Genomic DNA, 14272 nt, shown 5'->3' with positions numbered 1-14272 from the left:
GGCGCGAACGTCGACAGCAGTGGTGCGGTGACAAGCACCTTCGTTGCATACGACGATGCGACGAAGAATAAAATCACGCTCCGCGGTGCGGGTTCGACCGATGCGGTTCTGCTGACGAACGTCGACAAAGGTCAGCTCGCGGCGTCTAGCAGCGACGCAGTGAATGGCGCTCAGCTCTACAACGTGGCGCAATCGACCGCCAAGGCGCTCGGCGGCCAGACAAGCCTTCTCGCGGACGGCACACTGTCCCAGCCGTCATACGTGATTACCGGCTCGACCTATGCCGATGTTGGTTCGGCCCTATCCGCTGTCGATGGTCAGCTCGACCAGATCAACACGAACTTTTCCACCAATCTGAAATACGTCAAGGTCGTGTCTAACGCGGGCACAGCGCAGGCGAGCGGCACCGAGTCGATTGCAATCGGCGGCAACGCACTCGCGACCAAGGCGAATTCGTTGGCAATCGGCACAGGCGCGACGGCAGCCTTTGCCAATTCGACGGCGCTTGGCGTGAACGCCATCACGGATGCGGAAAACACGCTATCTGTCGGCGCCAAGGGGCAGGAAGTGCGTATTACCCATGTCGCGGACGGCATCAATCCGACCGATGCGGCGACTGTGGGCCAACTGGATGCGCTGCAGACCCAGCTACTGGCGAACGCCGCGTCTACCAGTGGTGTGAAGTCGATGATGCAAAGCTCGGCTGCGGTGTTGAGTTATATCGCGGTGAGTTCGAGCGTAGTCCAAGGTGGCAACACGACAGCTTCGGACGATTTGAATGCGATGGCAATTGGCCCGATGGCGAGCGCTTCGGGTGAGGGGGCCTTGGCAGTCGGCGCGGGCGCGATCGCCGGCAGTAGCGGATCGACCGCGGTCGGCACGAGCGCCGCAGTTGCGTCCATCAATGCTACGGCAATCGGCGAAGGTGCTTCGGTTGGCGCGCTGTCGGATAACGCGGTGTCGATCGGCTATAACGCTCGTGCTAGCGGCGTCAATGCAACGGCCTTGGGCACGACGGCAAGTGCCACGAGTATCGGTGCCGTTGCGATCGGTTATGGTTCGTTCGCAGCCCAAGGCGCCACGGGCGGTATGGCACTGGGTCAGAACTCGACGGTTAGCGCCGCCAACGGTGTGGCGATCGGCTACGGTGCAATCGCCGACCGTGCCAATGCGGTCTCGGTGGGTAACTCTGGTCGGCAGAGCCAGATCATCAACGTAGCAGCGGGTACCAGCAATACCGATGCGGTAAACCTGGGGCAAATGACTGCAGCAATCAATGCGGCCACGAACGGCGGTTCGCCTGATGCTGTCATTTACGACACGCCGGCGCATGACAAGCTGACGCTGAACACTGGCGGCGCGGCGGTGACGGTGTCGAATGTGGCGGCAGGTGTTGCCAGCAACGATGCCGTGAACGTCGGCCAGTTGACGGCAATGGGCGCGAAGTTCGATACCAGCGGCAACCTGGCGAACGCATTCGTCGCGTATGACGATGCAAGCAAGACACAGGTTACGCTCGGCGGTACGGGTTCAACCGTGCCGGTGGTGCTGGCGAACGTTGGCGCGGGGCAAGTCGCGTCGGGCAGCAAGCAGGCAATCAACGGTTCGCAACTGTACGGTGCGATGAGTAGTACAGCCGCCGCGTTGGGCGGCGGCTCGACGGTGGGCTCGGACGGCCAGGTCAGCAAGCCCGTGTACACGATCGATGGTAATTCGTACAGTGGCGTCGACTCCGTAGTGAACGCTCTGAATGCGAAAATCAATACGGGTGGCAATGCTGACGGGGTGGCCTACGACACCTCGGCGCATGACATGCTGACTCTGGGCGGAGTCGGTGCCAAGACGCCGGTGACCATTGCAAACGTGGCCTCAGCTACGGCAGACGACCAGGCTGTGAACCTCAAGCAATTGAAGGACGCTGGCCTGGGCGTCGACTCGTCGGGCAACGTGACCAACTCGTTTGTGGCGTACGACGACGCCAGCAAGACGAGAATAACCTTAGGCGATGCGAACGGCACGACGCCCGTGACGATTGCGAATGTGGCCGCGGCGACCAAGGACGACGAGGCCGTGAACCTGAAGCAATTGAAGGACGCTGGCTTGAGCGTCGATCCGTCGGGTAATGTGACCACCTCGTTCGTCACGTATGACGACGCCGGCAAGACTACGCTGACCTTTAACTCTGGCGGTACACCGACCCAGTTGAAGAACGTGGCAACAGGCGTGGACGCGACTGACGGCGTCAACGTCGCGCAGATGCAGTCGTATGTCTCCACGTATGTCAACACCAACGGCGGCGGTGGCACGGCAAACGGCGTTGCCTACGACGATTCCTCGAAGAGCCAGGTGACGTTGGGCGGCGCGGGGGCTCTGGCACCGGTCAAGCTGACGAACCTGGCGGATGGCACCGCAGCGACGGATGCGGTCAACTATGGGCAGTTCTCGAGTCTCCAAAGCCAGTTGAACAACATCCTCGCCGGCGACGGCACGGGCGGCAACACGTACTTCAACATCGGCGCGCCGGGGGGCGGCGACAACGGCACCGCCGCGGTCGCCTCGGGTTCGGACTCCATCGCGATCGGTAACGGTGCTGCGGCAACCGGCACTGAGTCGATCGCAATCGGCAAGTCCGCGGTGACGGCGGGTAACGGTTCGGTCGCGCTGGGTTCCGGCGCGACGGCTCCGAACGCCAACTCGGTCGCGCTGGGAGCAGGCTCCACGACGGACCGCGACAACTCCGTATCCATGGGTTCCGTCGGCGCGGAGCGTCAAATCACCAATGTCGCGGCGGGTACGCAGGGCACCGATGCGGTCAACATGAATCAGTTGAACAGTGCCATGGGCAACATGAACAACTCGATTCATAACATCGATCGCAACGCGGCCAAGGGTATTGCTTCGGCATCGGCGCTAAACATCGTCACGCCGTATCTGCCGGGCCGCACCACGTTGAACGCCGGCATCGCCAACTACCGTGGCTACCAGGCTGTCGGTCTGGGCGTATCTCGCTGGAACGAGAAGGGCTCGATCAACTACAACCTTGGCGTGTCCACCTCGGGCGGCAATAGCACCATCGTCCGCGCTGGCATCGGCATCGTCCTCGGCAACTAAGCGACGGCCGCAAGGCTTTGATCCAAAGCTTGGACGTTAGCCGTCTGGGTCGCACGGGGAGTTTCCGTGCGACCCTTCCATGAGAGACAGACATGAAGTATTCGTTAATTGCCATCGCGCTCGCCGCGATGCTCGCAGGATGTTCGTCTTCCGCGACCCGCGATCGGCTGCAGATCCAGGACCCCACGGTTCTGCAAACCGGGTTCACTGCGACGCAGAATCAGGCCTCCGGCGCGGTGACGCCGCAGTGGATCGCGACCTATAGCGGCGTCCAGAACGCTGCTACGTTACGGTCGGTGAAGTCGCGGCTGACCGCGCTGGGCGAGCGCAAGAATAACTATTTCGGCGACAAGGCCCAGTGCTGGCTGGACGCCGCCACCGACGAGCGCTCGTTGCACGACGGTTGGGGCTTCGTCGAGGAGGCGCTGGTCGAGGCCAATCGCCTGACTACGGCGTTGGAGACCGGGCAGGGACTCTCTGTCGACAATCCGGAATTGCGGACCGCTTCGATGATCCGGCCGGATCTGTGGAAGCAGATTCTCGCTGCGAAGACCTCGCCGCTGTTCCCGCAGTGCCAGGAAGCACAGCATCTGACGGCCTGTTCGGAAGTCGAGTTGATTCACGCAGGTCACGAAGCATGGACGCGAAACTTCGACGAGAGTCAGCGCCTCGTCGATGGCGTCGAGAAGGGTTTGCCAGGCATCGGCGCCGCCCTCCAAAGCTGCACGCCACCGCCGGTTGCCAAGGCCGATCCGATCATTCCGCCGAAGATAACGCTGCAAGCTGACGCTTCGTTCAAGTTCGATCGGGGCGATCTGGCTGGCATGTTGCCGGCAGGCAAGCTCAAGCTCGATCAGTTGTTGCGCGACCTGGAGCGGGTCGACGACATAACGAGCATCCGCATCGACGGCTTTACGGATCGTTTGGGCAGCGAGAGCTACAACCGCCAGTTGTCAGCCAAGCGCGCTGAGACCGTCAAACGGTACTTGCAGAACGGTGGCGTCCAGATACCGATCATTGCGCGTGGCCGTGGCAAGGAAGATCCGGTGGTGCAGTGTAATGACCGCAACCGTCAGGCGTTGATTGACTGCCTCGCACCGAACCGGCGCGTCGAACTGGACTTTGCACGCAGTAATGGGCAAGAGTCGGTTGCGCCGCTGGGCCAGCGCACGCAATCCCAACGGTTGCTGCAAGGTCAGCAAGACCGGTGAGATCAGGAGCGACCGGGCCCGCATGGCCGGTCAATTCTTCTCGCTGGTACCTGAGATCAGCATGAGGGGCGCGAGCGACGTTCGCGCTCCTCTCTTGCAGGGTTCGAAGCAAGAATACCGTGGGCCAACAGTGAACCGACGTTTCTCAAACATCAATCGGATCGCATCGTCATGGCAAATTGCAGGCAGGCCATCGCCATCGCTCACACAGGAAAATCCTTTCCGATATTGCAGAAAATTCGCCCTATGTTGCGGGAGAAATATCTCCGATAGCGTTGTTAATATTTAACTCTGGTTAAATTTGGGCTGGTTCGATTCGTTTTATGCCCATTGATTCAATATCAAAGGCGAGCTATAAATGAAGAGAATTGTGATTATCGACGACCATCCAATTATTCGGAGGACGATAGCCGGCGTGATCCATTCCGATCCGGAGCTGGACATGGTGGGAGAGTGTGGCGACGGGGAAGACGGCCTGAAAATGGTGCTGACCGAATGTCCTGATCTGGTCATTGTCGATCTCGATTTGCCACGGCTTGATGGTTTATCCCTGATCCGTCGCATTCGCGCGGAGAATCTGAAAACCAGTATTCTCGTTCTCTCGGCCAAACCAGAGCATGTTATGGCAAGTTATACGCGCAATGCCGGAGCCAATGGTTATGTCAGCAAAGGCCGGGAAATCAGCGAGTTGATTACTGCGCTAAAAACCGTGTTATTCGGCTACGACTGCTTCCCGGCGGATACGGCCGATCCCGCTGTCGGGAGCGGACTGAAGTCCCTGTCGGCGCGTGAGGTCGAGGTGTTGCAGCACCTCGCGCGTGGAGCCAGCAATCGCGAGATCGCGACCCGTCTCTTTCTCAGCGACAAGACCGTGAGCACCTACAAGAGCCGTATCCAGGAAAAACTGGGACTCGCGTCGTTGGCGGCGTTGATCGAGTTTGCTTCGCTGCATAAATTGATCGATTAAGTTTTGCGGGCTATGAACGACATGAGCCTGTGGGCTTCGCTGGTGGATGTGCATCGTCGTGCGCCGCGCGCCGTCCACAATTTCTCTCCCTCGCGCCCCCATGGTGTACGGCAAATGGCGATCCGTTCGGCGGCGTTATGGGTTTGTCTCTTTGCATATGCACTGCTGTGCATACTTCCGACCTATGCGAACGCGACACCGTCGATCGGCAGTGCATCACGCATGGTGCTCACCGATGGTTCGCGCCAGACATCAGCGCCGCGTGAATACGACGCCGCTTCCAGCCGGGAGCCTCCGGCTCGTGGCGCCTCGGCGTACGAAGGCGCCATTTCCGGTACAACGCCACACACATCTGCGTCAAACGACAGTGAATACGTCGTCGCCGACCGGCCTTCCCAGAGCGCGCGGGACGCCCGCAGTGCTCAGGATGCAGCCGGCGCACGACTGCCGTGGAGGTCCGCACTGGCATTGGCGCTGGCAGTTGCCGCAGTGCTGTCCCTCATCAGCGCGTGGCGGTCCCGCGCAGCGTTGAAACGAGCAATCGAACAGCATAAACAGATCACGGACGAGTGGGCGCGCCGTCGGGAAGCCGCCGAAGCGGGGGCGCAGGCTGCCCCTATCGAAGCGAGCAGCGAGGCAAACGCCGCCGTCATAGCCGGACAGTTCTGGCTTCCCGACGCAATGCTCCGTTATGTGAAAGCGCCTTTGTCCGCGGTCGCTGACCTGCTCGGCTCGCTTGACACAACACCATCAACGCCCGCACAACGCCAGCAGTTAGCGGTGCTTCAATCCGCGCTGGGCACCTGGAGCCAAACGCTCGACGATCTGCTCGATAACTCGCCGCTCGACTCACGCGCAGTGATCATCGACGAAAGCGTCACAGACCCGCGTGCGCTTGTCGACGGCGTCATCGCGCTGCTAGCGCCGTCCGCGACGCAACAAGGCGTGCGCCTGAGTGCGAGCGTCGATCGTCAGTTAGCCCATACGATCCTCGCCGATCCCGCTCGGCTCGGCCAGCTTTGTTTCCATCTGCTAGACCGAACGCTTCAGCTCGGCACGCATCGAGAGGTGGTGCTCGTGGTGCGTATCGGGCCGCTGAGTTCGAGATCGCAGCGCATCGTCATCAACGTGATGGAAGCGGGTGCGACGAACTCACTAGCCGCGCCGCCACAGCATCGCGGCTTGATCGCCGGCACTCCGGGCACGGATACGAGCACGCTGCGCGATGGCAGTGAAGCCACCGCCGCCAACGCCTGGTTACCACTGTGCCGCTTACTCGCAGAGCGTATGCGAGGCGAGCTTTCGATCACAAATGGCCCGATTTCGGGCATTCGTGCGAGCTTCAACGCACCTTTCAAAGTCGAGCAGTGGGCGCCCTTGTCGAGACGTGAGCCAGGTGACACACCGCCGCGCCTTCCCCGCATAGTCACCCACTCTCGAGATGCATCCGCAAGCGCTCCAGGCGTCCTGCCCGAACCTTTTGAAGTTCGCTATCTGAATGCGCTCGCCGACGAAGGAGTCGATCTCTCCACCTTCCTCGACGGCTGGCGCCGGGCGATGGACGACGACCTCGCGCTTCTCGCCATCTTGCAGCATCGTCAGCGTCACCCCGATCGTCAGCGCGCCCTGCTGCACAGGTTGAGTGGGGCGGCGGGCTTGGTCGGCGCGCTGGATCTGATGAAGGCGTTGCGCCACGCGAGCGTGGCGCCGTTGGAACAGAGTGCCGGATCGGTCGACGCACTGATCGACCGCGCGAGAAACCTGGTCAAGCAGTTCGAAGCGCCGCCGCCCACACACCGGAAGACTCAACCATGAACCGACCGCTGGCCTTGATTCAAGGCAGGCTGGCCCAACCGAATGCGCGGTTGCTCCGTGGCTTGCCGCCACCTTATGGCGTGTATCGGGGGCCGGTGCGGCCGGCAACCCAGCGTCGGCCGCAACCGGCATGTCGGGACACCGAGCGGCGCATGTCGCCGCAGGAACCTCACATCTGGTTTGCGCCGGGGCAGAAGTTTCGCTTCTTCTATAAGTCGCCGCCGCAACGCGACTATTCCGCGCGCCTCGATGCAGAACTGGCCGAGGCACGCAACTACCTCGAGATGGACAAAGCGCGCGAGCGTTCGTCCCGTTTGGATCAAGTGCTAGGGGTGACGCTATTCGTCGCGTGCAGTATCTTGCTCGCGTGGCTGCTGACGAGCAACGATGCGCGCGATGCGGGTAAGTTGGCGACGATGACGATAGCGGAGCGGGCCGTCACGACGCCGGGCGCTCCGGTCGTGGTCCGTCCACGAGCCTCGGGCAAATCGGCGCAGCCGGTCGCTGAACCGACGCCGAGTCTGGCACAGATTGCATCGTCGCCAGCCAACGTCGCTTCAGCAGGCGGACTTCGAAACGAGCCCAAACCGTCGCTGCAAGCAGAACTGCAGTCCATGCGGGCCCTCTCCGCGCGGCACGCCGAGCCACCGCCGGCACGAGCATCGACTGACGACACGGCCAGCAGCCACGCTGCCACGGTGAACGCCAGGATCAAAGCCGCGGCCACGACCCCAACCAGCACCCAACTATCGGCGGCCGACCCAATCGAAGCGCTAGCCGACGACTACGCATCGCCGAGCCGCTCGCCACGTCCAGCCCTGCCGCCCGTCCTATCGGCGCAACCGGAACAAATTGCCCGCTTACCCTCTGCGGACGCCACGGTGCAGGCCGCATTGCGTGACTGGGCCACGCAGCAGCGGCACACGCACGTCACTGCGCGGACGAACACAAACACCGCCCACATGGCCAATGGCAGCCCCCTTGGCCCCCGCGACCCCGATTGGAACACTCACCTCACGCAACGCCAGATCACCGACAACCCCACCGCCTTCGACCCACCCACTCTCAAAACTGATCCTCAATAAAAAAAGCCCGACCAGAGGTCGGGCTTCAAAATCGGCTGCGCCCTCCACAGGACGCAGCCCCTGCAAAACAGCCAAGCCGTTTGCCTTGCTACTGAGCCAACTAAGCCGAGCTTAAGCAGCCAGCAGCGAGCGCAGCACGAACGGCAGAATTCCACCGTGCTTGTAGTAGTCGACTTCGATCGGCGTGTCGATACGCAGCAGCACCTGCACGCGCTTTTCGCTGCCGTCCTTGCCGCGAATCACCAGCGTCACTTCCTGTTGCGGCTTGAAGTCCGCGCCCAGGCCTTCGATGTCATACGTTTCTTCGCCGGTGATGCCAAGCGATTGCACGCTGTCCGAGCCCTTGAACTGCAGCGGCAGAACGCCCATGCCGACCAGGTTCGAACGGTGAATCCGCTCGAAGCTGCGTGCGACCACGGCCTTCACGCCCAGCAGTTGCGTGCCCTTCGCAGCCCAGTCGCGCGACGAGCCCGTGCCGTACTCTTCGCCCGCGAACACGACGGTCGGCGTGCCGGCGTCGATGTACTTCATCGCCGCGTCGTAGATCGACTGTTGTTCGCCGCTCGGCTGGTGAATCGTCAGGCCGCCTTCGACGCGCGTGCCGTCTGCCTTCGCCGGGATCATCAGGTTCTTGATCCGGACGTTCGCGAACGTGCCACGCATCATCACGTCGTGGTTGCCGCGGCGCGAGCCGTAGCTGTTGAAGTCGGCCTTCTGCACGCCGTTTTCCTTCAGCCACTTGCCTGCCGGCGAGTCTTCCTTGATCGACCCTGCCGGGCTGATGTGGTCGGTCGTGACCGAGTCACCGAAGATGCCCAGCGCGCGCGCATTCTTGACCGGGGCGATGCTGTCGGCCGGCGTCATCGAGAAGTCGTCGCCGAAGAACGGCGGCTCTGCGATGTAGGTCGACTTCGGCCAGTCGTAGACCTGACCTTCTTCGCCTTCGATCTTGCTCCACAGGTCGCCCTTCTTGGTGAGCTGCGCGTAGTTCTTGCGGAACGCGTCGGCGTCCAGCGCGAACTTGAGCAGCGCGTTGACTTCTTCGCTGGTCGGCCAGATGTCGCCCAGGTAGATGTCGCGGCCACCCTTGCCCTTGCCGACCGGCTCGGTCATCAGGTCGCGCGTGATGTTGCCGGCGATCGCGTAAGCGACGACCAGCGGCGGCGAGGCGAGGAAGTTCGCACGGATGTTCGGGTGAATCCGCGCTTCGAAGTTACGGTTGCCCGACAGCACCGCTGCCGCCACGATGTCGTTCTTCGTGATCGCTTCGTTCAGTTCCGGCGTCAGGTCGCCCGCGTTGCCGATACAGGTCGTGCAACCATAAGCGGCCAGCGTGAAGCCGAGCTTGTCGAGGTACTTCAGCAAGTCGGTCTTCGCCAGGTATTCGGTGACGATGCGCGATCCCGGCGCCAGCGACGTCTTGATGTGTGGCGCGACCGTCAGGCCCGCTTCGACAGCCTTCTTTGCCAGCAGGCCGGCGGCCAGCAGCACGCTCGGGTTCGACGTGTTGGTGCACGACGTGATCGCGGCGATCAGCACGTCGCCGTTCTTCACATTCACGCCGTTCGACGTGGTGTATTGCGCGTCCAGATCGGCTTCCTTCTTGGCAAAGCCGTTTTCCGCGACCGGCTTCGAGAACAGATCGCTGAAGGTCGACTTCACATTGCCGATTTCGATCCGGTCTTGCGGACGCTTCGGGCCTGCCAGCGACGGGGCGACCGTGCCCAGATCGAGCGTCACCACCTTCGTGAAGTCGATGTCGCCTTCCTTCGGAATGCCGAACAGGTTTTGCGCCTTGAAGTAGTTCTGGAACGCCGAGATTTCCGCGTCGGTGCGGCCCGTGCCCTTGAAGTAGTCGATCGTCTTTTCGTCGACCGGGAAGAAGCCCATGGTTGCGCCGTATTCCGGCGCCATGTTGCCGATCGTCGCGCGGTCCGGCAGCGACAGCGAGCGCGTGCCTTCGCCGAAGAACTCGACGAACTTGCCGACGACCTTTTCCTTGCGCAGCAGTTCGGTGATGGTCAGGACCAGATCGGTGGCCGTCACGCCTTCGCGCAGCTTGCCCTTCAGGTTCACGCCGACCACGTCCGGCGTCAGGAAGTACACCGGCTGGCCGAGCATGCCGGCTTCCGCTTCGATGCCGCCCACGCCCCAGCCCACCACGCCGATGCCGTTGATCATCGTCGTGTGGCTGTCGGTGCCGACCAGCGTGTCCGGGTAGTACACCGTGTCCGCCCCGTCGGCCTTCTTGTGCACGCCGCGTGCGAGGTACTCCAGGTTCACCTGGTGAACGATGCCGACGCCCGGCGGCACGACCTTGAACGTGTCGAATGCCTGCATGCCCCACTTCATGAACTGGTAGCGCTCGTTGTTGCGCTGGAATTCCAGTTTCATGTTCAGGTCGAGCGCGTTCTTTTCACGGAAGTGATCGATCTGCACCGAGTGATCGACGACCAGATCGACCGGGACCAGCGGCTCGATCGACTTCGGGTTCTTGCCGGCGCGTTGCGCGACACCGCGCATTGCAGCGATGTCGGCGAGCAGCGGCACGCCGGTGAAGTCCTGCAGCACGACGCGCGCCACGACGAACGGAATTTCGTCGACGCGCGCTGCGGTCGGCTTCCAGTTTGCCAGTTGCGTGATGTGTTCTTCGGCGACTTTCTTGCCGTCGTAGTTACGCAGCACCGATTCCAGCACGAGGCGGATCGAAACCGGCAGGCGGTCGATCTTGATGTTCAGTGCCTTGCCGAGTTGCGGCAGGGAGTAGAACTTGCCTTTGCCGGAACCGCTGTCGAATTCCTTGAGCGTTTTGTGGAGGTTGTGGGCCATGGTGTTTTCCTTGGTTTGATCGCGGAACTACAGTACTGAACTAGATGACGTACAGATCGACGTATTCGTTGACCGGCATGGCTTCGAGCCTTGCCTGATCGAGCGACACGTCGAGAATCGCCAGTTGTTGCCTGACCGGAAAGCGCCGCGCGAGGTTGGTCCTGAACTTCTCGACCAGCAACGGAATGCCATCTTCGCGACGGCGCTTATGACCTATGGGGTATTCGACTGCGACCTCGTCAAGCTTCGATCCATCGTTGAATTCGACCGTCAGTGCATTGGCGATCGAACGCTTCTCCGGATCGTGGTAATCCTTCGTGAACTGCGCGTCTTCGACACAAGCCATCTTTGCGCGCAGCACATCGATACGCGTGTCCTGCGCGATCGAATCTTCGTAGTCCGCAGCCGTCAGGCGGCCGTGGATCAGCGGCACGGCGATCATGTACTGGATGCAATGATCGCGGTCGGCCGGATTGTTCAGCGGGCCTTTTTTATCGATGATGCGGATCGCGGCTTCGTGGGTGCGGATCGTGATTTTCTTGATGTCTTCAACGCGCTTGCCCCGCGCAGGGAGTTGTGCGTGCAGTTTCATCGCGGCCTCCACTGCGGTCTGCGCGTGGAACTCTGCTGGAAAAGAAATCTTGAACAGCACGTTTTCCATCACGTACGAGCCGTACGGGCGCTGGAACTGGAACGGCTTGCCCTTGAACAGCACGTCGTAGAAGCCCCACGTCGGCGCGCTTAGCACCGAGGGATAGCCCATCTCGCCGGTCTTCGAAATCAGCGCGAGGCGTACGGCGCGCGAGGTCGCATCGCCCGCGGCCCACGATTTGCGCGAACCGGTGTTTGGCGCGTGGCGATAGGTGCGCAGCGCATGCCCGTCGACGAACGCCTGCGACACCGCATTGATCAGTTCGTCGCGCGTGAGGCCGAGCAACTGGCCGACCACGGCCGTCGACGCCAGCTTCACCAGCAATACATGATCGAGCCCGACCTTGTTGAAGGAATTTTCGAGCGCGATACAGCCTTGAATTTCGTGCGCCTTGATCATCGCGATCAACACGTCTTTCATCGTCAGTGGCGTTTTGCCCGCTGCGATGGCAGTGCGCGAGAGCCAGTCGGCCGTCGCGAGAATTCCGCCGAGGTTATCCGACGGATGACCCCATTCGGCGGCGAGCCAGGTGTCGTTGAAGTCGAGCCATCGGATCATTGCGCCGATGTTGAAGGCGGCCTGAATCGGGTCCAGCTGGAACGACGTGCCCGGCACCTTCGCGCCGTTGGGGACGATCGTGCCCGGCACGATCGGTCCCAACAGCTTGGTGCAGGCCGGGTAGGAGAGCGCCTCGAGTCCACAGCCGAGCGTATCGATCAGGCAGTGACGCGCGGTTTCCAGCGCGAGCATGCTGTCGATCGGAAAATCCAGAACGTAGTCGACGATATCGACGAGGACCGGGTCCGGGTCGGGTCGCACGTTGGAAATCGGAGCGGACATCGGGGCTGTTCCTGACGACGATGGTTAGTTAACCTTGTTGATCGCGTTCGATTGCGTCGGAGCCGGTGCGCCTTGCGTCATCGCCGTCGTTTTGCATTCGTCGGCCAGACGCGAGCTGTCCTTGTCCTGGAACAGCATCGCCTTGGTCGGGATGACGACCAGATCCATGCCCGTGGCGGCGTCGTGGAAGCGGTCTGCGCCCGTGGTCGTGGCTTCACGCGGCAGATTGTAGTTTTTGTTCGCCCAGTGAACGGTGACGATCTGGTCACGCTTCATGTCGCCCTTCATTTCGAAAGCCAGACCGTCCTTGCACGCCCACTTTTCCGCGCCTTCCGGTACCGGATCGACCTTCGCTTCCTTGGCGGGATTTTCCTTGCGCTTGATCAGGCGGCGCGGCTGCGGGCGCTTTGCGACAGCCTTGGCAGCCGGCTTGGTGGTGGTCGCCGTTTGCGCGGCGGCGTCAGTCGCGACGGACAGCATCGTCGTGGACAGGGCGCCAATCACGGCGGCGATCATCAGCTTTTTCATGGAGAAAACCTTTCTATCTAATTTCAGTTAAACATTACGCGGGCTACCGGTCCTGGCGGCCGCGCGGTTGAACTGCACGCGCCTGGAAAGCGCACAGCGACCGCTATTTTCTCCTATTTAGCGGCAGGTACTTCAAATTCTCGGGTCCGGTGTAATTCGCGCTCGGCCGGATGATCTTGTTGTCGATACGCTGCTCGATGATGTGCGCGCTCCAGCCGGCCGTGCGCGCGATCACGAAGATCGGCGTGAACATCGCCGTCGGCACGCCCATCATGTGATACGAGACCGCGCTGAACCAGTCGAGATTCGGGAACATCTTCTTCGCATCCCACATCACCGATTCGAGCCGCTCGGCGATATTGAACAGCTTCGGGTTGCCCGCTTCCTTCGACAGCTTCCTCGCGACTTCCTTGATGACCTTGTTGCGCGGATCGGAGATCGTGTAGACCGGGTGGCCGAAGCCGATCACCACCTCCTTGTTCCCGACGCGGCGGCGAATATCGGCCTCGGCTTCGTCCGGGCTCTGATAGCGCGACTGGATCTCGAACGCGACTTCATTGGCGCCGCCGTGCTTCGGACCGCGCAGCGCGCCGATCGCACCGGTGATCGCCGAATAAAGGTCCGAGCCCGTGCCCGCGATCACGCGGCCGGTAAACGTCGACGCGTTGAACTCGTGCTCGGCGTACAGGTTCAGCGACACGTGCATCGCATCGACCCACGACTTCGACGGCTCGACGCCATGCAGCAGATGCAGGAAGTGGCCGCCGATCGAATCGTCGTCGGTCTCGACTTCGATGCGCTTGCCGTTGTGCGAGTAGTGATACCAGTACAGCAGCATCGAGCCGAGCGAGGCCATCAGCTTGTCGGCGATATCGCGCGCGCCCGGCAGGTTGTGATCGTCCTTCTCCGGCAGCACGGTGCCGAGCACCGACACGCCGGTGCGCATCACGTCCATCGGATGCGCGGCGGCCGGAATCCATTCGAGCGCGGCCTTGACGTTCGCGGGCAGCCCGCGCAGGCCCTTGAGCCGGGTCTTGTAGGCAGTCAGCTCGGCCTGGGTCGGCAGCTTTTCATGGACCAGCAGATAAGCGATCTCTTCGAATTCGCACGCGCTCGCGATGTCGAGAATGTCGTAGCCGCGATAGTGCAGATCGTTGCCGGTCTTGCCGACGGTGCACAGCGCGGTGTTGCCCGCCGTCACGCCGGACAGCGCGACGGATTTCTTCGGTTTGAA

At 61.8% G+C, this 14272-nt stretch carries 9 protein-coding genes; 5 read left to right on the top strand and 4 right to left on the bottom strand.

Features of this window, described 5'->3' with window-relative positions; genetic code table 11:
• From CIC12_RS26960 to CIC12_RS26940, 5 genes are all read left to right on the top strand, one after another.
• Nucleotides 1–3111: YadA-like family protein (locus CIC12_RS26960; protein ID WP_174772213.1), on the top strand; the 3111-nt coding region annotated here is incomplete at its 5' end.
• Between the two features lie 92 nt (nt 3112–3203).
• Nucleotides 3204–4322, top strand: a complete 1119-nt coding sequence (locus CIC12_RS26955) for an OmpA family protein (protein ID WP_168668655.1) — start codon at nt 3204–3206, stop codon at nt 4320–4322.
• A 358-nt stretch (nt 4323–4680) separates the two neighbouring features.
• Entirely contained in the window at nt 4681–5289 is a 609-nt protein-coding gene (locus tag CIC12_RS26950) for a response regulator (protein ID WP_168668653.1), read from the top strand.
• A 12-nt stretch (nt 5290–5301) separates the two neighbouring features.
• Entirely contained in the window at nt 5302–7104 is a 1803-nt protein-coding gene (locus CIC12_RS33370; RefSeq protein ID WP_238812907.1) for a sensor histidine kinase, read from the top strand.
• Between the two features lie 152 nt (nt 7105–7256).
• The gene (locus tag CIC12_RS26940) at nt 7257–8189 is read left to right on the top strand and encodes a hypothetical protein (protein WP_168668650.1); all 933 of its coding nucleotides are present in this window, start codon (nt 7257–7259) and stop codon (nt 8187–8189) included.
• A 111-nt stretch (nt 8190–8300) separates the two neighbouring features.
• Here the strand turns inward: CIC12_RS26940 and acnA are convergent, their stop codons facing one another.
• From acnA to prpC, 4 genes are all read right to left on the bottom strand, one after another.
• Complete coding sequence (gene acnA / locus CIC12_RS26935; protein ID WP_168668648.1) at nt 8301–11018, bottom strand: aconitate hydratase AcnA; 2718 nt, start codon at nt 11016–11018, stop codon at nt 8301–8303.
• A 40-nt stretch (nt 11019–11058) separates the two neighbouring features.
• The gene (locus tag CIC12_RS26930) at nt 11059–12510 is read right to left on the bottom strand and encodes a bifunctional 2-methylcitrate dehydratase/aconitate hydratase (RefSeq protein ID WP_168668646.1); all 1452 of its coding nucleotides are present in this window, start codon (nt 12508–12510) and stop codon (nt 11059–11061) included.
• 24 nt (nt 12511–12534) lie between these two features.
• Nucleotides 12535–13038 carry a hypothetical protein gene (locus CIC12_RS26925; RefSeq protein ID WP_168668644.1) on the bottom strand — a complete coding sequence of 168 codons (504 nt, stop codon included), beginning with the start codon at nt 13036–13038 and terminating at the stop codon, nt 12535–12537.
• A gap of 103 nt (nt 13039–13141) precedes the next feature.
• A partial coding sequence (gene prpC, locus CIC12_RS26920) for a bifunctional 2-methylcitrate synthase/citrate synthase (protein ID WP_168668642.1) occupies nt 13142–14272 on the bottom strand: 1131 nt, incomplete at its 5' end.

Origin of the sequence: Paraburkholderia sp. SG-MS1 (genome assembly GCF_012275575.1) — a bacterium.
In the GTDB taxonomy this organism is placed as follows: domain Bacteria; phylum Pseudomonadota; class Gammaproteobacteria; order Burkholderiales; family Burkholderiaceae; genus Paraburkholderia.
The sequence above is the reverse complement of the archived record's forward strand: the minus strand, read 5'-3'. Positions and strand labels throughout refer to the sequence as shown.